The 24,029-nt window shown below is 72.5% G+C and carries 1 protein-coding gene; it reads right to left on the minus strand.

From position 1 onward, the window contains the following. Positions 1–2: 2 nt before the first annotated feature. A complete protein-coding gene (locus tag ACIP4X_RS21740) occupies positions 3–23,942 on the minus strand; it encodes a non-ribosomal peptide synthase/polyketide synthase (RefSeq protein WP_401350036.1) in 23,940 nt (7,979 codons plus the stop codon). Between the last annotated feature and the right edge of the window lie 87 nt (positions 23,943–24,029).

Here is a 24,029-nt window from a genome sequence, read left to right on the forward strand (position 1 = left end):
GGTCACTGCTCCTGACAGGTCGTCGGGTTCGGTGCGGTCCCGGTGATGTCCGCGATCTTCGCCGCGAGGATCGGGCCGATCTGGGCCAGGGACCCGGGCTGTGTCATGCGGTCGTGGCGGGTGGTGATGTCGTGGGAGTCGATGCGCCCCGTGACATAGGGCTGCCAGATGCCGGCGTTCGCCGAGTCGTTCTCCCGGTCGATGGTGGAGTTGAACAGCAGCAGGTCGCCGTCGAAGACGTCCGGCTCGTGGGCGAGGGCGAGCGTCGCGTTGTTGATCATGATGGCGACGACGGCTTCGATGTGGCGCTCCTCCAGGTTGGCCAGTGCGCTGCCGCGGCGCCGGAGGATCTCCATGACGTCGGCGTGGGTCAGCGGCGCGTCACCCAGCTCGTCCGGGTCGCAGTCGGCCATGCCGACCAGCACGTCCCGTTCGCTGGGCACGGGTGCCTCGTCGAAGGTGACGTCCTTGACCGGGTAGGCGTCGAGGATCGCCAGCAGCGAGGTGCGCTCGCCCCGGCCCTGCAGCTCCGCTGCGATCGCGTGGGCGATGAGGCCGCCCGCGGACCAGCCGAGCAGCATGTAGGGGCCCTCCGGCTGAATCCCGCGGATCTGGTCGGCGTAGTCGGCCGCCATCTCCTGGTAGGAGGTGGGCCGCGGTTCGGGCCGGCCGAGGCTGCGGGCCTGGATGGCGTAGACCGGGTGCTCGGGCCCCAGGTGGGTGAGCAGGCCGCTGTAGCACCAGCTGATGCCGCCGCCCGGATGGATGCAGAACAGAGGGGTGCGGTCCCCGGTGGTGCGCAGCGGCAGGACCACGTCGAAGGCGTCCTCCGGGCCGCCCGTCGCCAGGCGTTCCGACAGGCCGGCGACGGTGGGCGCCTCGAACAGGGCGCGCAGCCCCAGCCCGATCCCCATGGTCTCCCGGATCCGTGAGACCAGACGGGCGGCGAGCAGCGAGTGTCCTCCCAGCTCGAAGAAGCTCTCGTCGATGCCGACCCGTTCGCGGCCCAGCACCTCGGCGAACAGGCCGCACAGCAGCTGCTCCCGGGGGTTGCGCGGGCCGCGTCCCGGCCCGGACGCGCTGTACTCGGGGGCGGGCAGCGCGGCGCGGTCGAGCTTGCCGTTCCGGGTCAGCGGCAGCGAACCGAGGGGAGTGAACGCCGACGGGACCATGTACTCGGGAAGGGCGCGCCGCAACCGTTCGGACAGGTCCGCCGGATCGGGCGCCGAGCCGGGCACGGGTACGACGTAGGCGACGAGCCGCTTGTCTCCGGGCCGGTCCTCGCGGACGACGACGGCGGTCTGCGCGACCCCGGGACAACCGGCGAGCACGGCCTCGATCTCGCCGGGCTCGATCCGGAAACCGCGCAGTTTCACCTGGTCGTCGGCGCGCCCCGCGAACTCCAGCGTGCCGTCGGGCCGCCGCCGCACCAGGTCCCCCGTACGGTACATGCGGCTGCCCGCCGGGCCGTACGGGTCGGCCACGAAGCGCTCGGCGGTCATGCCCGGGCGGGCGAGGTAGCCGCGGGCGAGGCCGGTCCCGGCGATGTACAACTCGCCGACGACACCCGGCGGGACCAGGCGCAGTCCGGTGTCGAGCACATGAAGGCGCATGTTCGCCATCGGCTGCCCGATCGGCACGCCCCGCGTGGTGTCCGGCGGTGCGGTCATGCGGTGGTGGGCGGCGAAGGTCGTGGTCTCGGTGGGACCGTAGCCATTGACCACGCGGATGCCGGGACAGGCCTCCATCACCCTGGCGACCGCCGCGGCCGACACCACGTCACCGCCGGTCCACACCTCGCGGACACCGGCGAAGGCGTCCGGCTGTTCCTCCGCCACGAGACGGAAGAACCCTGCCGTCAGCCAGAGACCGGTCACCTCGTTGTCCGCGACCACCTGCCGCAGCGCCTGGGTGTCCAGCTGCCCGGGCGGGGCCACGACGAGCCGGCCACCGCCGAGCAGGGGGACCCAGAACTCGTACGTGGAGGCGTCGAAGGCGGTCGGGGAAAGCAGCAGCACCCGCTCGTGGGCGCCGCCGCTCCAGCAGGGGGCGAGGGCCAGACCCGCGACGTCGTGATGGGTGACGCCGATGCCCTTGGGCTGCCCGGTCGAACCGGAGGTGTACATCACATAGGCCAACTGCTCGGAATCGCAGAGGACTTGAGGATCAGTGGTGCGTGTCTCGGCCTGGGTGAGCGCGGTGAGCACCTCCTCGGTGAGGACCAGCGCGGCACCGGTCTCCCGCACGATCAGGTCGACGCGCGAGGACGGGAAGCGGGGGTCGAGCGGGACATAGGCGCCGCCCGCCTTGACGATCGCCAGGATCGCCACGACCAGTTCCGGGGAGCGCTCGAGGAGTACCGCCACCGCCGTCTCCGGCCGCACTCCCTGCCCGATCAGGGCACGGGCCAGGCGGTTGGCCCGGGCGTCGAGTTCCGCGTACGTGAGTGTGGTGGACCCGCAGACGACGGCCACCGCGTCCGGGGTCGCGCGTACCCGGGCGGCGAACAGCTCGGGCAGCCCGGCCTCGGGCAGCTCCACAGCGCTGCCCTCGGTGAGCAACTGCCCGCGTTCTTCGTCGGACACCATGTCGATCCCGCTGATCGGCTGCCGCGGGTCGGCGACGACGGCCCGCAGCAACCGGGCCCAGCGGGCGAAGAGCGCCTCGACGGTCTCCGGGTCGAACAGGTCGGTGGCGTACTCCACCGCTCCCAGAATCCCCGCCGGGCTGCCGTCGGCACCGTGCTGCTCGGCCAGGCTGAACGTGAGGTCCACTCGGGCCGTACCGGTCGGCGCCGCCACGTGTCCTACGTCCAGACCGGGCAGGGCGAAGTCGGCCGCGGGGGCGTTCTGCAGGGCCAGCATGACCTGGAACAGCGGGTGATGGGCGAGGGAACGGGCCGGGTTGAGGACCTCGACCAGATACTCGAACGGCACGTCCTGGTGGGCGTAGGCCGCCAGAGCGGTCTGCCGGACGCGGCCCAGGAGTTCACCGAAGCCCGGATCGCCGGAGGTGTCCGTACGCAGCACGAGGGTGTTGACGAAGAAGCCGACGAGGTCGTCGAGGGCCGGGTCGGTGCGGCCCGCGATCGGGCTCCCCAACGGGACGTCGTTCCCCGCGCCGAGCCTGCTGAGAAGGGCGGCCAGGCCCGCCTGCAGCACCATGAACACGCTCGCGCCGTGCGCCGTGGCCAGCTCCCGCAACCCCTCGTGGAGTTCGGCGTCCATCCGCACCGGCAGCTGACCGCCGCGGTGCGAGGCGTTCGCGGGGCGCGGCCGGTCGGCCGGCAGCGTGATCTGCTCGGGCAGGTCCGCCAACGCCTCGGTCCAGTAGTCGAGTTGCGTGGCGAAGCGGCTGCCGGCGTCGGATGCCTCCCCGAGCAGTTCCCGCTGCCACACCGTGTAGTCGGCGTACTGCACGGGCAGCGGCGACCATGCGGGCTCCTCGCCCCGGCACCGTGCCGCGTAGGCCGTGGCCAGGTCCCGTGAGAGGGGACCCATGGACCAGCCGTCGCTCGCGATGTGATGCACCACGACCAGGAGAACGTGCTCTTCGGGCGCGAGCGCGAACAGCTCCGCCCGCAGCGGTGGTTCGACGTCGAGGCCGAATCCGCGCCCGGCCGCCTGTGCCAGCCGTCCGGGCAGCCCGGCCTCGTCGGTGTCGGTCACCGGCAGTCCCGGACGGGCCTCCGACGGGGTGAGCACGTGCTGGTGGGGGACCCCGCCCTCGGCGCGGAAGACGGTACGCAGGCTCTCGTGCCGGGCCACCACGTCCGCCAGCGACTCCCGCAGCGCCCGCCGGTCGAGCGTGCCCGTCAGCCGCAGCGCGAGCGGCATGTTGTACGTGCCGCTCGGCCCGTCCATCTCGTGCAGGAACCACAGGCGGCGCTGCGCGTGGGACAGCGGCACCCGTTCGGGGCGCGGGCGGCTGGTCAGCGCGGGCCTGGCCGTCCGTCCGGCCTCGTCAAGCCGCTGCGCGAGACCGGCCACGCTCGGCGTCTCGAACAGGACCCGTACGTCGAGTTCGACGCCGAGGACGGCCCTGACGCGGGAGATCAGACGGGTGGCGAGGAGCGAGTGTCCGCCCAGGTCGAAGAAGTTGTCGTCGACCCCGACCCGTGGCAGACCGAGCACGTCCGCGAAGAGCTCCGCGAGGAGCTGCTCCTGCGGGGTGCGGGGAGCCCTGGTGGAGGCCGTGGAGCCGAGGTCGGGCGCGGGCAGCGCGGCGCGGTCCAGCTTTCCGCCCGCGGTCAGGGGCAGCGCGCCCAGCGCGACGAACGCTGAGGGCACGAGGTGGTCGGGCAGCCGGTCCCGCACCCAGTCCCGCACCTCGGCCATGAGGGCACCGGTGGCGCGGACCCCGGCCGGATCGTTGGTCGGCGGCGTCGACGGCGTACCACGCCCGGCGGGCCGGTACAGCCCGTCCGGTACGCCCGACGCCAGCCGTGACAGGTCGGCGAAGACCACGTCCACCGCGTCGTCCGCCGAGCCGGACCAGGTCACACCGACCCAGCGGCCGTACTCGGCGCCGAGCACGTGGAACTCCTCCGGGTCCGGGCCGTCGTCGCCGTCCACGGCGTGGAGGCGTGCCAGCAGCTCGGGCAGCGGGGTGTCGCCGGCCTGCACGGCTCGCGCGATCGCGGCCTCCCGGGCGACACGGCCGTTCGGCACGTCGCTGACCCGCAGCACGGCCGGGTCCTGCTCGGCGAGGAGACCGCGCAGGGTCTCCAGGCCGTCCCAGGCCACTTCGGTCCTCTCTTCGAGCGGGAGCGGGGTGACGGGCTGCTTGTGCAGGGTGACGTCGTAGCGGTACCGGGTCAGCTCGTTGTGGTGGTGGCCGCGTTTGAGCTGGACGGTGACGGAGCCCAGGGCGTCGACGCGGTCGTGCAGGGCGGTGAAGTAGTCGGGATCGACCAGGAGTTCCTTCTCGACCCGCACTCCCCGCTCCACCGCGCCGCGCACCGCGGCGAGATCCGTGTCCGGGTCCGCCCTGTGCAACTGCACGGCGGTGGTCAGCGACCGCAGCAGCCGCAGATTGCGGACGTCGCCGACGAACAGGGTTCCGCCGGGAGCCAGGAGTCCCATCAGCCGGTCGACGACCTCGGACAGATACTCGGCGGTCGGGAAGTACTGGACGACGGAGTTGAGCACGATCGTGTCGAAGGTGCCGGCCGGCAGCCCTTCGGTGTCGTGCGCGGGCTGCGTCCGCAGTACGACCTTTTCCGCCAGTCCGGGTGAGCGCTTCACATGGTGGGCGAGCGCGTCGACGGCCGTGGCGGAGAAGTCCGTGGCCCAGTACGTCTCACATTCCGGGGCGAGTTGTGAGAGCAGCAGGCCGATGCCGGCACCGACCTCCAGCACCCGGCGCGGGCGCAGGGCCCGGATCCGCTCCACGGTCGCGTCACGCCACTCCCGCATCTGCTCGACGGGGATCGGCTCGGCGTCATAACTGCTGTTCCAGCCAGTGAAGTTCTGCCCGAACGGGACGTCGTCCACGGTGACGGGAAGCGCGTCGTAGATCTCCCGCCACTCGCCCACATGGTCCTGTTCGACGCCGTGGTCACGGACGGACTCAGTGCCCTGGCGGGCCACCACGTAGGCGACCAGCTGCTTGTCCTCGGCGCGGTCCTGGCGGACGACCACGGCTGCCCGGGCGACATCGGGGTGGGCGGCGAGCACCGTCTCCACCTCGCCGGGTTCGATGCGGAAGCCGCGGATCTTGACCTGTTGGTCGGCGCGACCGATGTATTCGAGGTCGCCGTCGGTGCGTCGGCGTACGAGGTCGCCGGTGCGGTACATGCGGCTGCCCGCGGGGCCGTGGGGGTCGGCGATGAACCGTTCGGCGGTGAGTGCTGGGCGGTTGAGGTAGCCGCGGGCCAGTCCGGTGCCGGCCACGTAGAGTTCGCCGGGGACGCCTGGGGGGACCGGCTGGAGGCGTTCGTCGAGCACGTGCACCCGGGTGTTGGCGATGGGACGGCCGATGGACGGTGTCTGGCCGCTGGGGGTCAGTGGTTCGCTCATCGTCGCGCAGACCGTGGTCTCGGTCGGTCCGTAGGCGTTGATCATGCGGCGGCCGGGTGCCCACCGCTCGACCAGCTCCGGAGAGCACGCCTCACCCGCCACGACCAGCGTCGACACCGACAGCAGGTCCTCCGGCAGGGCGGCGAGCACCGAGGGCACCAACGTCACATGGGTCACCGCGGTGGCGGGGTCGGTCAGGGCGGAGAGCGGCGATCCGGCGGGCGGCAGCACCAGCGTGGCGCCGGTCAGCAGCGCGGTGAAGAGCTCCGACACCGACGCGTCGAAACTGGGCGACGCGAACTGCAGCACACGGCTGCGCGTGTCGATGGCGAACCGCTCCACCTGTGCCGCGACGAGGCTGCTGACACCCGCGTGGCTGACCACGACACCCTTGGGGCGGCCGGTCGAGCCCGAGGTGTAGATCACGTAGGCGGGGTGGCGCGGGTCCAGCTTCACGGCCGGGTCGGTGTCGGGACTGCCGTCGGCGGTGACCACGGCGGGGTCGTCCACGACCAGTGCGGGTTGCGCGTCCTCCAGCATGAAGTCGACCCGTGAGCGCGGATATTCGGGATCGACGGGCAGGTATGCGGCTCCGGCCTTCATCACGCCGAGGGTCGCCACCACCAGCTCCACGGAGCGTGGCAGTACCAGGGCCACGACCTGCTCCGGGCCCGCACCTCGCCCGATCAGTTCGTGCGCGAACCGGTTCGCTCGGGCGTTCAACTCGTCGTAGGTGAGCGATGTTTCGCCGGCCACCAGGGCCACTGCGTCCGGTGTCGCCCGCACTTGTGCCTCGAAGGCCGCGGGCAGCGGGTCACCGTTGACGGGGAGTGCGGTGTCGTTGTCGTCGACCAGGATGCGCTGTCGTTCCTCGGGGGACAGCACGTCGATCGCGCCGATGGGTCGCTCGGGATCGGCGACCACGGCCTCCAGGAGCCGCGTCCAACGAGTGAACAGCGTCTCCACCGTGGCATGGTCGAACAGGTCGGTGGCGTACTCGACCGCCCCGGAGATGCCGATGGGGGCGCCGCCGTCGCCGGAGCGCTCGAAGAGGCTGATGCCGAGGTCGAACTTCGCGGTGCCGGTCGGCGCCGCCACGTGCGAAACCCGCAGATCCGGCAGGTCGAAGTCGCCCATGGGCGCGTTCTGCAGCGCGAACATGACCTGGAAGAGCGGGTGGTGGGAGAGCGAACGCGTGGGGTTGACCACCTCCACCAGGTGCTCGAAGGGCACGTCCTGGTGGGCGAACGCCTCCAGCGCCGACTCGCGTACCCGGCTCAGTACTTCTGTGAACGAAGGGTCACCGGACAGGTCGGTGCGCATCACGAGGGTGTTGACGAAGAACCCGACGAGATCGTCCAGTGCTTCGTCGGTGCGCCCCGCGATGGGGCTGCCGACGGCGATGTCGGTGCCCGCGCCGAGCCGACCGAGCAGCGCCGCCAGCGCGGCCTGGAGGACCATGAACATGCTGGCGCCGGAACGGCGGGCCAGGCCGGCCAGCCCGGCGTGCAGAGCGGGGCCCATCTCGACCAGGAGGAGTCCTCCTTGGTACGAGGCGACAGCCGGGCGCGGCCGGTCAGTCGGCAGCGCGATCTGCTCGGGCAGGTTTGCCAGTTGTCCGGTCCAGTACGTCAACTGGCGGGCGAAGACGCTCTTCTCGTCGCCGGGGTCACCGAGCAGGTCCCGCTGCCACAGGGTGTAGTCCGCGTACTGCGCCGGCAGCGGTGACCAGTCCGGCTTGCCCCCTTCGCGGCGGGCCTTGTAGGCCGTCGCGAGGTCCCGGGAGAGCGGACCGGTCGACCAGCCGTCACCGGCGATGTGGTGGATCACGACCAGCAGCACGTGCTCGTCCGGCGCCAGTTCGAACAGCTCGGCGCGCAGGGGAGGTTCGCCCGCCAGGTCGAACGGCTGCTGGGCGGCGTCCGCGAGCTGCTCTGGCAGGGCACCGCGACTGGTCACGGTCAGCCGTACCCGCGGCCGGGCCTCGTCGACGTCCAGCACCCGCTGGTACGGCACACCGTCGCTCTCGGCGAACACCGTCCGCAGGCTCTCGTGACGGACCGTCACATCGGCCAGCGCGTCGCGCAGCGCCTGCTGGTCGAGGTCGCCCGTGAGCCGCAAGGCCAGCGGGATGTTGTACGTGGCGCTCGCGCCCTCCATGCGGTCCAGGAACCACAGGCGGCGCTGCGCGAAGGAGAGCGGGATCCGCTCGGGGCGCTCGCCGGTGGTCAGCGCGGGACGCGCCTGCCCGGCGCCGTCGAGCGCCGCGGCGAGCCCTGCCACCGTCGGCGCCTCGAACAGGGTGCGCAGGCCGAGTTCGGCACCGAGGACCGTGCGGACACGGGCGGCCAGCCGGGTGGCCAGCAAGGAGTGGCCGCCCAGGTCGAAGAAGCCGTCGTCCACGCCGACGTCGGACACCCCCAGCACTTCGGCGAAGAGTTCGCACAGGATCTGCTCCCGCGGTGTGCGGGGCGCGCGCCCGGATCCCGCTCCGCCGAACTGCGGCTCGGGGAGGGCGGCGTGGTCGAGCTTGCCGTTGGGTGTCAGCGGCAAGGCGTCGAGCGTGACGACCGCCGACGGCACCATGTAGTCCGGGAGCCGCTCGCGCAGGTAGGCACGCAACCGCTCGGGTTCCTCGGTCGCGGACACGACGTAGGCCACCAGCCGGTCCCGGCGAGCGATGACCGCGGACCGCTCGACCTGCGGGTGGCCGGTCAGCACGGCCTCGATCTCGCCGGGTTCGATGCGGAAGCCGCGGATCTTGACCTGTTGGTCGGCGCGACCGATGTATTCGAGGTCGCCGTCGGTGCGTCGGCGTACGAGGTCGCCGGTGCGGTACATGCGGCTGCCCGCAGGGCCGTAGGGGTCGGCGACGAATCGTTCGGCGGTGAGTGCTGGGCGGTTGAGGTAGCCGCGGGCCAGTCCGGTGCCGGCCACGTAGAGTTCGCCGGGGACGCCTGGGGGGACCGGCTGGAGGCGTTCGTCGAGCACGTGCACCCGGGTGTTGGCGATGGGACGGCCGATGGACGGTGTCTGGCCGCTGGGGGCCAGTGGTTCGCTCATCGTCGCGCAGACCGTGGTCTCGGTCGGTCCGTAGGCGTTGATCATGCGGCGGCCGGGTGCCCACCGCTCGACCAGCTCCGGAGAGCACGCCTCACCCGCCACGACCAGCGTCGACGGCGTCAGGTCGGCCGCGCCGAAGGCGGCCAGGGCCGAGGGCGGCAGAGTGACATGGGTGACGCCGAGGTCCCGGTCCGCGAGCGCCTTCAGGGGCTCCTCGGAAGGCGCCAGTACCAGGGCCGCGCCGGTCAGCAGAGCACTGCACAGATCCCAGAACGAGGCGTCGAAACTGGGCGAGGAGACCTGGAGCACCCGGCTTCCCCCGCCGAGCCCGAGGCGTTCCACCTGTGCCGCGACGAGGCTGCTGACACCCGCGTGGCTGACCACGACACCCTTGGGGCGGCCGGTCGAACCGGAGGTGTAGATCACGTAGGCGGGGCGGCGCGGGTCCAGCGCGACGAGGGGGTCGGTGTCAGGGAAGCCGGAAGCACCGGAGATCAGGGCGGGGTCGTCCACGACCAGTGCGGGTTGCGCGTCCTCCAGCATGAAGTCGATCCGTGAGCGCGGATATTCGGGATCGACCGGCAGGTATGCGGCTCCGGCCTTCATCACGCCGAGGGCCGCCACCACCAGCTCCACGGAGCGTGGCAGTAGCAGGGCCACGACCTGCTCCGGGCCCACACCTCGCCCGATCAGTTCGTGCGCGAACCGGTTCGCTCGGGCGTTCAACTCGTCGTAGGTGAGCGATGTTTCGCCGGCCACCAGGGCGACCGCGTCCGGTGTCGCCCGCACCTGCGCCTCGAAGGCCGCCGGCAGGGGGTTCCCCGAGACGGGGACTGCGGTGTCGTTGTCGTCGACCAGGATGCGCTGCCGCTCCTCCGGGGACAGCACGTCGATCGCGCCGATCGGCCGCTCCGGATCGGCGACCACGGCCTCCAGCAGCCTCGTCCAACGAGCGAACAGCGTCTCCACCGTGGCACGGTCGAACAGGTCGGTGGCGTACTCCAGGAGCGCGTCCAGCCCGCCCGGCGCGCCGTCCGTCCCTCGGCGTTCGGCGAGGCTGAAGGTCAGGTCGACCCGGGAGGTGCTGGTCGCCACGGGTACCCCGGTCACCGTGAGGCCGGGGAGAGTGAAGTCGCCCATGGGCGCGTTCTGCACGCCCAGCATGGTCTGGAACAGCGGGTGGTGGGAGAGCGACCGCGTGGGGTTGACCACCTCCACCAGGTGCTCGAAGGGCACGTCCTGGTGGGCGAACGCCTCCAGCGCCGACTCCCTTACCCGGCCCAGCAGTTCGGTGAAGGTGGGGTTGCCCGAGGTGTCGGTGCGCAGGACGAGCGTGTTGACGAAGAACCCGACCAGATCGTCCAGGGCCTCGTCGGTGCGGCCCGCGACGGGGCTGCCGACGGAGATGTCGGTGCCCGCGCCGAGCCGGGTGTACAGGGCGGCGAGTCCGGCCTGCAGCACCATGAACAGGCTTGCCCCGCAGCGCCGGGCCAGGTCTCCAAGGCCGGTGTGGAGCGCGGCGTCCAGCTCGAAGGTGACCAGGTCACCGCGGTGGGAGGCGGTCGCCGGACGTGGGCGGTCGGCGGGGATCCCGACCTGGTTCGGCAGCTCCGCCAACTGTTCCTGCCAATAGGAGACTTGCTGGGCGAAGGCGCTGTCGGTGTCGCGCTCGTCGCCGAGGATGTCGTGCTGCCACAGGGTGTAGTCGGCGTAGCTCACCGGCAACGGCGGCCATGCGGGCGCCTCACCGCGGCACCGGGCGGTGTAGGCCGTCGCCAGGTCGCGGGACAGCGGTCCCAGCGACCAGCCGTCACCGGCGATGTGGTGCAGAACGACCAGCAGGACGTGCTCATCGGGTGCCAGTGCGAAGAGCTCGGCCCTGACGGGCGGTTCGGCGGCCAGGTCGAAGCCGCGGGCTGCCCGGGCGCGCAGCAGGTTCGGCAGCTCCGCCTCGGCGGCTTCGGTGACGGACAGCGGGATCCCGGCCTCGGCGGCGTCGAGGGTCCGCTGGTACGGCACGCCGTCGCGGTGCGGGAACACCGTGCGCAGGGGTTCGTGGCGAGTCGCCACGTCCGTCAGCGCGGCCTCCAGCGCGCGGCGGTCGAGGTCACCGGTGAGCCGCAGCGCCAGCGGCATGTGGTACGTGGCGCTGGGCCCCTCCATCTGGTGGAGGAACCACAGGCGGCGCTGGGCGAACGACAGCGGCGTGGGCTCGGGGCGCTCCCGCTTCACCAGGGATGTCCTGGCGGTGGCGGCGCCGTGCAGTCCGGCGGCGAGGCCGGCCGGTGTCGGGGTTTCGAAGAGCGTCCTGAGCTCCAGCTCCACACCGAGAGTGACGCGAATCCGGGAGACCAGCCGAGTGGCCAGCAGGGAGTGGCCGCCCAGGTCGAAGAAGTCGTCGTCCACGCCGGCCCGGGGTACACCCAGTACTTCGGCGAAGAGCTCGCAGAGGATCTGCTCCTGCGGGGTGCGCGGTGCCCGGGCGCCCGGGATGTCGCCGCCCGGTGCGGGCAGCGCGGCGCGGTCCAGCTTGCCGTTGGGGGTCAGCGGAAGGGCGTCCAGGGCGACGATCGCCGACGGCACCATGTAGTCCGGAAGCCGTTCCCGCAGGTACGCACGGATGCCGTCCGCCTCCGCGGCACCGGTGACCACGTAGGCCACCAGCCGGTCCTCCCGGGCCACCACCGCGGCCTGCGCGACCGAGGGATGGGCGGCCAACTGGGACTCGATCTCGCCGGGTTCGATGCGGAACCCGCGCACCTTGACCTGGTGGTCCACCCGGCCGAGGAACTCCAGCTCGCCGTCGGCCCGCCATCGGACGAGGTCACCGGTGCGGTACATCCGCGAGCCGGCCGGACCGTACGGGTTCGCCACGAACCGGCTTGCCGTCAGGCCCGGACGGCCCAGGTAGCCGCGGGCCAGTTGGGCGCCGGCCAGGTACAGCTCACCCGCGACTCCTGGCGGCACCGGCCGCAGCGCGGCGTCGAGCACGTACACCTGGGAGTTGGCGACGGGACGGCCGATGGGGACCGGCAGCGGGCACTCGGTGAGGTCGGCGGGGAGCGGGTAGGCGGTGACCACATGGGTCTCGGCGGGGCCGTAGTGGTTGTGCAGGGCCCGGTCGGCGCGGTGGGTGCTGAGGTCCCGGACCTGCGTGCCCAGCCGCATCGCCTCACCGGCTTGCGCGATCACCCGCAGGCTCGGCAGGTCACGCCCCTGCTCGGCGGCCGCCTCGGCGAGCGCTTCGAGCACCAGGTTGGGCGCGTAGAGCTCCTCCACCTCGTGCTCGTCGAGCCACTGTGCCAGCAGCTCGGCGCTGCGGCGCTGTTCGTCGGAGGGAACCACCAGGGTCTTGCCGAACAACAGCGCGGAGAGCATCTCCTGCGCGGAGACGTCGAAGCTGACCGCGGTGAACTGGGCGACCCGCGTGCCGGGGCGGCCACCGATGGCGCGGTGGTGCCACTGGAGGAGGTTCACCAGGGCGCCGGAGGGCATGACGACGGCCTTGGGGAGGCCGGTGGAACCCGAGGTGTAGATGACGTACGCCGGGTGACGCGGATCGACCGCGGCCGCGGGATCGGTGTCCGGGTGCCCGGATTCCGCCTCGACATCCCGCGGGTCGTCCAGGACCAGGGCCGGGCGCGCGTCGTCCAGCATGAACGCGACCCGGGACTCCGGGTACTCCGGGTCGATCGGAAGGTAGGCGGCACCGGTCTTCAGCACCGCCAGCACGGCGACCACGAATCCGGCCGACCGCGGAAGCCGCAGCGCGACGATCCGCTCCGGTCCGGCTCCCCGCTGGATCAGCGCATGGGCGAGCCGGTTGGCGCGGGCGTCGAGCTCCGCGTACGTGAGCGTGGTCTCGCCGCAGATCACGGCAGGCGTGTCGGGAGTGGCCCGCACCTGGGCCGCGAACAGGGCGGGCAGGCTGGTCCCGGGGAACTCGACGGTGGTCGCGTTGCGTCCGACCAGCAGGGCAGCGCGTTCGTCGGCCGCGAGGACGTCGAACGAGCCGATCGGCCGGTCGGGGTGAGCGACCGCCGCGCGCAGCAGCCGCACCCAGCGGGCGAACAGCGTCTCGACCGTCTCCTGGTCGAAGAGATCGGTGCCGAACTCGACGTATCCGTGGATCCCCCCGGGCGCGCCGTTGTCGCCGCGTTCCACCAGGTGGAAGCCGAGGTCGAACATGGCGGTCGGGGTGTGCACGAGATGGATCTCCGCGTGTACGCCGGGCAGGTCGAACGTGCTGCGCGGCACGTTCTGCAGTGCCAGCATCACCTGGAACAGCGGCTGGCGGGAGAATGAGCGGGCCGGGTTCAGGGCCTGCACCAGGTGCTCGAACGGCAGGTCCTGGTGCGCGTAGGCGCCCAGGGCCTGTTCCCTCACCCGGCCGAGCAGTTCGGTGAAGGTCGGATCGCCCGAGGTGTCGGTGCGCAGGACGAGCGTGTTGACGAAGAAGCCGACGAGGTCGTCCAGCGCCTGGTCGGTGCGGCCGGCGATGAGGCTGCCGACGGGGATGTCGGTGCCCGCGCCCATCCGGGTCAGGAGCGCGGCGAGTCCGGCCTGAAGCACCATGTACGTGCTGACGCCGCGCTCCCGGGCCAGCGCGGTGAGCCCCCGGTGAAGCTCCGCGTCGAGCTCCACCGCCAGATGGCGGCCGTCGTACGAGGTGGTGGCGGGGCGGGGACGGTCGGTGGGCAGCGGGATCTGCTCCGGCAGCCCGGACAGCGTCGTCGTCCAGTAGGCGGTCTGGCGGGCGGACACGCTGCCCGCGTCGTGCCGCTCGCCCAGCAGCTCCTCCTGCCACAGCGTGTAGTCGGCGTAACTCACCGGCAGCGGTGCCCACTTCGGCTCCGTACCGTTCAGCCGTGCCGTGTACGCCGTGGACAGGTCGGTGGCCAGGGGGCCCAGCGACCAGCCGTCACCTGCGATGTGGTGGACCACGATCAGCAGGACGTGCTCATCCGGACCGAGCGCGAACAGCTCGGCGCGCACCGGTGGTTCGGTGACGAGATCGAAACCGCGTCGCACGGCCTGACCGAGCAGCTCCGGCAGTTCGGCCTCGGTGGCCGCGACGACCGGCAGCTCGGGGCGGGCCCGCGCGATGTCCAGGACCTGCTGGTACGGAACGCCGTCGTGTTCCGGGAACACCGTCCGCAGGGTCTCGTGCCGGGCGACGACGTCGGTGAGGGCCGCCCGCAGGGCGGCGCTGTCGAGGTCCCCGGTGAGCCGCCAGCCCAGCGGGATGTGGTGGGCGGGGCCGGCGCCCTCCAGCTGGTGCAGGAACCACAGGCGCCGTTGCGCGGAGGAGAGCGGAACCCGCGCGGGGCGCTGCCGGGGGAGCAGCGCCCGGCGCGCCTGCCCGGCCTCGCCGAGAACCGCCGACAGACCCGCCACCGTGGGGGTCTCGAACAGGGCGCGCAGCTCCAGTTCCACGCCCAGCGCCGCGCGCACCCGGGCGACCAGGCGCGTCGCGAGCAGGGAGTGGCCGCCCAGGTCGAAGAAGTCGTCGTCGACCGTCACCCGCGGTACGCCCAGCACCTCGGCGAACAGCTCGGCGAGGACCTGCTCCTGGGGAGTCCGGGCGGCCCGGCCGCCCGGGACGGTGGTGACCTCGGGCTTCGGCAGCGCGGCGCGGTCGAGCTTGCCGCTGCCGGTCAGCGGCAACGCGTCCAGGGTCACGAACGCGGCCGGGAACATGTACTCCGGGAGCCGGTCCCGCAGATGGGCCCGAAGCTCCTCGGGCTGTGGCGTTCGGTCCTTCGCCGGCACCAGGTAGGCGACGAGCCGGGTGTCGTCCGCCCGGTCCTGACGGGCGAGGACGGCGACCTGGCCGATCTCCGGATGGGCGGCCAACGCGGCCTCGATCTCACCCAGTTCGATGCGGAAGCCGCGGATCTTGACCTGCTGGTCGACACGGCCGATGTATTCGAGGTCGCCGTCGGCGCGTCGGCGTACGAGGTCGCCGGTGCGGTACATGCGGCTGCCCGCCGGGCCGCAGGGGTCGGCGACGAACCGTTCGGCGGTGAGTCCTGGGCGGTTGAGGTAGCCGCGGGCCAGTCCGGCTCCGGCCACGTACAGTTCGCCGGGAACACCCGGCGGAACCGGTCGCAGGTGTTCGTCGAGTACGTACACCTGCGTGTGGGGGATGGGGCGGCCGATCGACGGCGCCTGACCGCAGGGGACCAGCGGCTCGCTCATCGTCGAGACCACCGTGGTCTCGGTCGGCCCGTACACGTTGATCATCCGGCGGCCGGGCGCCCACCGCTCGACCAGCTCCGCCGGACACGCCTCACCCCCGACGATCAGCGTCGACACCGACAGCGCGCCCTCCGGCACGGCGGCGAGTACCGAGGGCACCAGCGTCACATGCGTCACCGCGGCGGTGGGATCGGTCAGGGCCGAGAGCGGGGATCCGACAGGAAGTACCAGCGTGGCGCCGGTCAGCAGCGAGGTGAAGAGCTCCGACACCGACGCGTCGAAGCTGGGCGACGCGAACTGCAAGACGCGGCTGCGCGTGTCGATGGCGAACCGCTCCACCTGCGCCGCGACCAGCGCGACGACGCCCGCGTGGCCGACCACGACGCCCTTGGGACGGCCGGTCGAACCCGAGGTGTAGATCACGTAGGCGGGGTTGTCCGGGGTGACGGCGGTCCGGGGGTCGGTGTCCGGCAGGGCCTCCAGCAGGGCGGCCGCCTCGGGGGAGTCCAGCACCAGGCGGGCGGGCTCCTGCGCGCCGGGCGGTCGGGCGTCGAGTGCGCTGCTGGTGATCAGCAACTTGGGCCGGGCGTCGCCGACCATGAACTCCAGCCGGGCGTCCGGGTAGTCCGGGTCCAGCGGCAGATAGGCGGCGCCGGCCTTGAGCACGGCGAGCACGCCGACGACCAGGTCGACGGAGCGCGGCAGCGCGAGCGCCACGATGTCCTCGGGACCCACACCGCGGCCCGTCAGCGCATGAGCGAGCCGGTTCGCACGGGTATTGAGCTCGGCGTACGTCAGCGCGGTGTCGCCGCACGCCACGGCGACCGCGTGGGGGCGGGCGTCGACCTGTGCCTCGAACAGGGCGGGCAGCGCCGCCGCGGGCGCCTTCGCGGTGGCGCCGTCGGCGGCCGCCAACTCCCGGCGTTCTTCGGCGCTGAGGATGTCGTACGCGCTGATCAGCCGCTCGGGGTCCGCGGTCGCTGCCTCCAGCAGCCGTACCCACCGCTCGGTCATGGTCCGCACGGTCCGCGGGTCGTACAGGTCTCCGGCGTACTCGATGAACCCGTCGATGCCCTCGGGTGACCCGTCCTCACCGTGGCGCTCGGACATCGAGAAGACCAGGTCGAGCTTGGAGGTGGTCGTCGTCAGCCGAACGCCGTCGACGTCCAGACCCGCCAGGGCGAGGTCGGCCCTGGGGGCGTTCTGCAGCACCAGCATGACCTGGAACAGCGGATGGTGCGCGAGCGACCGGGACGGGTTGAGGACCTCCACCAGGTACTCGAACGGCACGTCCTGGTGGGTGTAGGCGCCGAGCGCCACCTCGCGGACGCGGCCCAGCAGGCGAGCGAAGCTCGGGTCGCCGCTGGTGTCGGTGCGGAACACCAGGGTGTTGACGAAGTACCCGATCAGCTCGTCCAGCGCCTGGTCGGTCCGTCCCGCGACCAAGCTGCCGACCGGGATGTCGGTCCCCGCGCCCAGCCGGTTCAGCAGCGCCGCGAGCCCGGCCTGCAGCACCATGTACAGGCTCGTGTCGTGGTCGCGTGCCAGTCTGCGCAGGTTCCGGTGGAGTTCGGCGCTCAGTTCGACGGTCACGAAGCCGCCGCGATGGGACGCGACCGCGGGGCGGGGCCGGTCGGTGGGGAGCTGGATCTGTTCGGGCAGCCCGGCCAGGTTCTTCGTCCAGTACGCTGCCTGGCGGGCGAAGAGGCTGTCCGGGTCGGTGTGGTCCCCGAGCAGCCGATGCTGCCACAGGGTGTAGTCGGCGTACTGCACCGGCAGCGGCCCCCACTGCGGCTGCCCGCCCCGGCAGCGGGCCGCGTACGCGGCGGTCAGGTCGCGCGCCAGGGGGCCGAGGGACCAGCCGTCACCGGCGATGTGGTGGACGACGAGCAGCAGCACGTGCTCGTCCGGCCGCAGGGTGAAGAGCTCGGCGTGAAGGGGCGGTTCGGCGGCGAGATCGAACGAGTGGGTCAGCGCCTCGGCGAGGACGCGATCCAGCTCCTCCTCGGTGGTGGAGACCGGAACCAGCCTCACACGGGCGTCCGCCGGGCTTACCACCTTCTGGTGGGGCGCGCCGTCGAGCTGCGGGTACACCGTGCGCAGGCTCTCGTGCCGGGCCACCACGTCCGCCAGGGCGGCCTCCAGGGCGATCCGGTCGAGGGGGCCCGTCAGGCGCCAGGCCATGGGGATGTTGTAGTTGCCGGTGGCGCCCTCCAACTGGTGCAGGAACCACAGGCGTCGCTGGGCGAAGGAGAGCGGGATCCGCTCGGGGCGCTCATGCGGGGTCAGCGCCGGCCGTGCCTCCCCGGCCTCGGCGAGGCTCGCCGCGATGCCCGCGGGGGTCGGCGTCCCGAACAGGGTGCGCAGCTCCAGCTCGACCCCGAGGGTGGCGCGGACCCGGGCCACCAGCCGGGTGGCGAGCAGGGAGTGGCCGCCCAGGTCGAAGAAGCTGTCGTCCACCCCCGCCTCGGCCGCACCGAGGACCTCGGCGAACAGCTCGCACAGGATCTGCTCCTGCGGCGTGCGCGGAGTCCGGCCGCCGCCGCCCGTGGGGCCGGACTCCGGCTCCGGCAGCGCCCTGCGGTCGAGCTTGCCGTTGGTGGTCAGCGGCAGCGCGTCCAGCGTCACGAACGCAGCGGGGACCATGTACTCCGGCAGCCGCTCCCGCAGGTGCGTACGGAGCGCGGCCGGCTGCGGGGCTGCGCCGGACGCGGGCACGAGGTAGGCGACCAGCCGGGTGTCGTCGGCGCGGTCCTGGCGGGCGAGGACGGCCACCTGGGCGACATCGGGGTGGTCGGCCAGCGCGGCCTCGATCTCACCGAGTTCGATGCGGAACCCACGCACCTTGACCTGGTCGTCGGCGCGCCCGACGAACTCCAGCGTGCCGCCGGAGGTCCAGCGGACCACGTCACCGGTGCGGTACATCCGGGCCCCCGGCGGACCGTACGGGTCGGCCACGAAGCGCCCGGCGGTGAGCCCCGGCCGGTTCAGGTAGCCGCGGGCGAGACCGGGACCGGCCACATGGAGTTCACCCGGCACGCCGGGCGGCACCGGTTGCAGGTGGGCGTCGAGCACATAGGTGCGCAGGTCCGGGATGGCGGTGCCGATGTCGCCGGCGGCGCCGGGCACGGCGCTGTGCCGGTCGAGCGCGGCGTAGGTGACGTGCACGGTCGTCTCGGTGATGCCGTACATGTTCACGAGAACCGGGGCGTCGTCCCGGTGGCGCCGGTACCAGTCGGCGAGCCGGGCCGGTTCGAGCGCCTCGCCGCCGAGGATCACGGTGCGCAGGGCAAGCGCGGCGCCGGTCCGCGGGTCTTCCTGGTCGGCCCGCATCAGCTGGTGGAACGCGGACGGTGTCTGGTTGAGCACGGTGACGCGTTCGTCGGCGAGCAGCCGCAGGAAGCGGTCCGGGGAGCGGCTCACGTCGTGCGGTACGACGACGAGCCGTCCACCGTGCAGCAGCGGGCCCCACAGTTCCCACACGGAGAAGTCGAAGGCGTAGGAGTGGAAGAGCGTCCACACGTCGTCGGCGCCGAAACCGAACCAGTGCCGGGTGGCGGCGAACAGGCGCACCACGTTCCGGTGAGGGATGACAGCGCCCTTGGGCCGGCCGGTGGAGCCGGAGGTGTAGATGACGTACGCGGGGTGGTCCGGTGCGACAGCGGCGCGGGGATCGGTGTCCAGGGCCGCGTCGAGGCCCGCGAGGACGGCCGGGTCGTCGAGCAGGAGTCGCTGGGCCGGTTCGTCGCAGCCGGTCAGCCTGGTGGCGGTCGGGCCGGTGGTGAGCAGGAGGGCGGGCTGTGCGTCACGCAGCATGAAGGTGATCCTGGCGGCCGGGTACTCCGGGTCCACCGGGACGTAGGCCGCGCCCGCCTTGAGGACCGCGAGGACCGCCACCACCAGCTCCGCCGAGCGCGGCAGGGCCAGCGCCACCGACTGCTCGGGCCCGGCGCCCCGGGCGATCAGCAGATGCGCGAGACGGTTGGCTCGTGCGTTCAGTTCGCGGTAGGTGAGCGAGGTCTCGCCGGACACCACGGCGACCGCGTCCGGGGTGGCCCGGGCCTGCTCCTCGTAGAGCGCGGTGATGGTGGTCGGTGCGAGGGTGTCCGCTGCGGTGTCCGGCGCGGGGAGCAGCCTTCGGCGTTCCTCCGGTGCCAGCACGTCGATGCGGGCGATGGGCCGGTCCGGGTCGGCGATCGCGGCCCGCAGCAGCCTCACCCAGCGTTCGACGACGGCCTCCACGGTGGCCGCGTCGAACAGGTCGGTGCTGTACTCCACGAATCCGGCGAGGCCGTCCGGAGCGCCGTCGGCGGTGTGCCGCTCGGACAGGTTGACGGTGAGGTCGTACTTGGCGGTGCCGGTGTGCACCAGTTCGCTCTCGACGTGCAGCCCCGGCAGGTCGTAGACGTCCTCGGGCGTGTTCTGCAGCGCCAGCATGATCTGGAACAGCGGATGGTGCGCCAGGGAACGGGCCGGGTTGACCGCCTCCACCGTGTGCTCGAAGGGCAGGTCCTGGTGGGCGTAGGCGGTCAGGGCGTTCTTCCGGACCCGGGCGAGCAGTTCGGTGAAGGACGGGTCGCCGGACAGGTCCGTACGCAGCACCAGGGTGTTGACGAAGAGGCCGACCAGGTCGTCCGCGGCCTCGTCGGTGCGGCCTGCGACGGGGGTGCCGATGGCGATGTCCGTACCGGCGCCGAGCCTGCCGAGCAGGGCGGCCAGACCGGCCTGGAGCACCATGAAGGTGCTGGTCGTGCTGGCGCGCGCCAACTCCCGCAGGCCGGCGTGGAGTTCCGCGTCCATGCGCAACTCCATCTGGGCGCCGCGGTACGACATCGACGCGGGCCTGGGCCGGTCGACGGGCAGCTCGGTCCGGTCCGGCAGGCCGGCCAGGTTCTCCTTCCAGTGGGCGAGCTGCCGGGCGCCGAGGCTGTCGGGGTCCGACTCGTCGCCGAGCAGTTCACGCTGCCACAGGCAGTAGTCGGCGTAACTCACCGGCAGCGGTGCCCAGTCCGGTGCCTCGCCGCGGAGCCGGGCGGTGTAGGCGGTGGTCAGGTCACGCGCGAGCGCCCCCATCGACCAGCCGTCGCCTGCGATGTGGTGGACCACGACGAGCAGCACGTGCTCCCGCGGGCCCAGTACGAAGAGCTCCGCCCGTACCGGAGGCTCGGCCGCGAGGTCGAAGGCGTACCGTGCCGCGTCGGCCAGCCGGTTCGGCAACTCGGCACTCGTGATGTCGGTGACCGGTGGCCGCAGCGGCATCTGCCCGGGGTCCAGGACGCGCTGGTAGGGGACGCCGTGAGTGTCCGGGAAGACCGTGCGCAGGCTCTCGTGGCGTGCCACGACGTCCGCGAGGGCGGCTTCCAGGGCGCCCCGGTCCAGGGATCCGGACATCCGCAGCGCCAGCGGGATGTTGTAGGTGGCTCCGGCCCCCTCCATCCGGTGCAGGAACCACAGGCGGTGCTGCGCGAACGACAGCGGCAGCACGTCGGGCCGGCTGCCGGCGGTCAGCGGGGGCCGCCGCCGACCCGCGCTGTCGAGTGCGGCGGTCAGCCGGGCGACGGTGGGCGCGTCGAACAGGTCGCCGAGGCCGAGCTCGGCGTCGAGGACGGAGCGGACACGGGCGATCAGCCGCATGGCGAGCAGGGAGTGCCCGCCGAGGTCGAAGAAGCTGTCGTCGACGCCGACGGCGGGCACTCCCAGCACCTCGGCGAAGAGTTCGCAGAGCAGTTGCTCCCGGAGCGTGCGGGGCCTCCTGCCGGGCTCGGCCGCCGGGGCGTGCGGGGCGGGCAGGGCCCGGCGGTCGAGCTTGCCGCCCGCGGTCAGCGGAAGCCGGTCCAGTACCGCGAAGGCCGCCGGAACCATGTGGTCGGGCAGCCGCTCCCGCAGAAACGTGCGCACCCGGTCCACCTGGACACCTTCGGCGCCGGGCACGACATAGGCGGCCAAGGACGGCTCGCCGGACCGGTCCCGCGCGACCACGACGGCCGCCTGCGCCACATCGGGGTGCCCGGTGAGCGCGGCCTCGATCTCGCCCGGTTCGATGCGGAAGCCTCTGACCTTGACCTGGTTGTCGGCGCGACCGGTGAACTCGAGCTCACCGTCCTGGTTCCACCGCACGATGTCCCCGGTGCGGTACATCCGTGCCCCGGCAGGGCCGAAGGGGTCGGCGACGAACCGTTCGGAGGTCAGCCCGGGCCGGTGGAGATAGCCACGCGCCACTCCGGCCCCACCGATGTACAACTCGCCCGGGGTGCCGGGCGGAACGGGCTGGAGGCCGCTGTCGAGCACATACGCCCGGGTGTTGCCGATGGGGCGGCCGATGACGGGGGCGGGGGAGGAGCCGATCCGCGCGGTGACCGCGTCGACCGTGCATTCGGTCGGGCCGTAGAAGTTGAAGGCGGCCACGCCGTCGACCGAGCCCAGATCGTCCCAGAGTCGCTCCGGTACGGCCTCACCACCGGCGATGACCACGGCGGGACGCCATCGGCCGGCGTCGAGCAGGCCGTGGGAGAGCAGGATCCGCCAGTACGACGGTGTGGCGTTGACCAGATCCAGGCGGTGGCGGACGAGGTGGTCGGCGAAGGCGTCGGGGTCGGCCCATGTCCGCTGGTCCACGACATGCAGCTCATGGCCGGCGAAGAGGCACGACAACTGGTCCCAGGCCGCGTCGAACGACACCGACGTGGTCAGCGCCACCCGCATCCGCCGCCCGGGCGTGGCGGTGAACAGGGTCCACCGCTGGTGGTGGACGAGGTTGACCAGGCCCGCACAGGTGGCCACAACACCCTTGGGCCGTCCGGTGGAACCGGACGTGTAGACGACGTAGGCCGGGTGCTGCGGTTCGACCGGGACCGCCGGGCGGGTGTGCGGGTAGGTGTCCACCGTCTCGGCGGTGTCCGGGTGGTCCAGGACCACCCGTCCGACGGCAGGTGCGCCGGTGAGTCTCGCGGCCGTGCCGGTGTCGGTGATCAGCAGCGCGGGCCGGGCGTCGTCGAGCGTGGCGACGATACGGGCCGCCGGGTACTCGGGGTCGAGGGGCAGGCAGGCGGCACCGGACTTGAGCACGGCGAGGATCGCCACCACCAGCTCCGCGGAGCGTGGCAGGGCCAGCGCCACCAGCCGCTCGGGTGCCGCGCCGCGGGCGATCAGCAGATGGGCCAGCCGGTTTGCCCGGGCGTCCAGTTCGGCGTAGGTCAAGGTGGCGTCGGAGGCCACCACGGCCACCGCGTCCGGCGCGTCCTTCACCTGCTCCTCGAAGAGCTCGGCCGGACCGGTGCGCGGTACTTCGGCATGCGTGCCGTCGCCGTCGGCCAGTGCCTGGTGACGTTCCCGGCGCGACAGCAGGTCGATCGCGCCGACGCTCTGCTCGGGGTCACCGTGCGCGATCCGCTCCAGCAGCCTGCCCAGGCGCTCCCCGTGGCGAGCGAACTCGGCCTCGTCGTGGGCGTCGGCGGCGGCGTGGAGCTTGATTCGCGGTCCCGAGCCGTCCCGTCGGTCCACGCCCCAGAGCGCCAGGTCGCTGGTGGTCCCCTCGGCGACGTTGTGGGCCGTGACGCGGTGTCCGGCGAACGTGATGTCGTAGGGGAAGGACATGATGTTGACGACCGGGGAGAAGGCCGTGCTGATACTGCCGGGCAGGGCGAGCTCGCGGTGCACGTCCTCGGCACGGTAGCGCTGGTGCTCCCGTGCGGCGCGGACCTCCCGCGCGGTCAGGTCCACCAGTTCCGACCAGCGCATGCCCGGGCGCACCGTGAGGCGCAGCGGTACGACATTGGACACCGTGCCCGGTGTCGCCGCGAGCGTGGGGTCGGCGGGCGGGCGGCCGGTCACGGCGAGCCCGAGGACGATGTCCCGCGCGCCGGTGAGCCGGTGCGTATAGAGGGCGGTCGCGGCGATGAGCACGCGGGACCAACGGGTGCCGGCCTTGCCGGCCGCACTGAGCAGTGCCTCCCCGACCGCTGCGGTGTCCAGTTCGGTCCTGCGCACGGCCGCGGAACAGCCGCCTGCGGCGCGCGTCGACAACCGCACGGCCTCCGGGCGGTCCGCGAGCCGCTCCAGCCAGTACGCGCGGTCCTCGGCGAACTTCTCGGAGAGGCGGTAGGCGGTGTCGCTCGCCACCAGGTCGTCCAGCGAGGCGAACGCGGTGGGTGTCGCGCTCCGGCCGTCGACCAGGAGTGTGTACGTCTCGGCGAGGCGCCGCGCGACGAGCGAGTAGCCGTACCCGTCCATCACGAGGTGGTGGTAGCCCTGGTACCAGAGGAAGCGGTCGGGCGCGAGCTTGAACAGGGCGTGGCTGAACAGGGGATCACGCGTGAGGTCCAGCGGGCGGGCGCGGTCGGCCGCGACCCAGGCGAGCGCCTCCGCGCGGGGGGAGGTCTCCTTGCTGAGGTCGAGGTGGGGCATCCGCCAGTCCGTCGTCGCGCGCAGGATCTGCGTCGGGCTGCCCGCCTCGTCCACGAACCGGACGTGCAGGGCGTCGATCTCGTCGACGACCTGGCGCAGGGCGGTCTCGAAGAGGGCGCCGTCGACCGGTCCGTGGATCTCCAGGAACTCGCCGATCCGGTAGGCGGGGATCACCCCGGTCGATGCCTGTTCGGCGAGCCAGAGCTCGCGCTGCGCCGCTGTGAGCGGGAGGGCGGCACCGTCGCGACGGGACATGGGGGTACCTCCAGAGGTGTTTCGGAGATGGCTGATGCCGCCGGCGTCACTGCCGGCCGACCAAGCGGTCAGGGGGGCGCCCGCGGA

The sequence above is a fragment of the Streptomyces sp. NPDC088817 genome (assembly GCF_044750345.1).
Classification (GTDB): Bacteria; Actinomycetota; Actinomycetes; order Streptomycetales; family Streptomycetaceae; genus Streptomyces.

What these genes read in the sequence shown, in the direction of transcription:
- ACIP4X_RS21740 (WP_401350036.1), bottom strand. Translation starts at nt 23,942, where the DNA reads ATGTCCCGTCGCGACGGTGCCGCCCTCCCGCTCACAGCGGCGCAGCGC.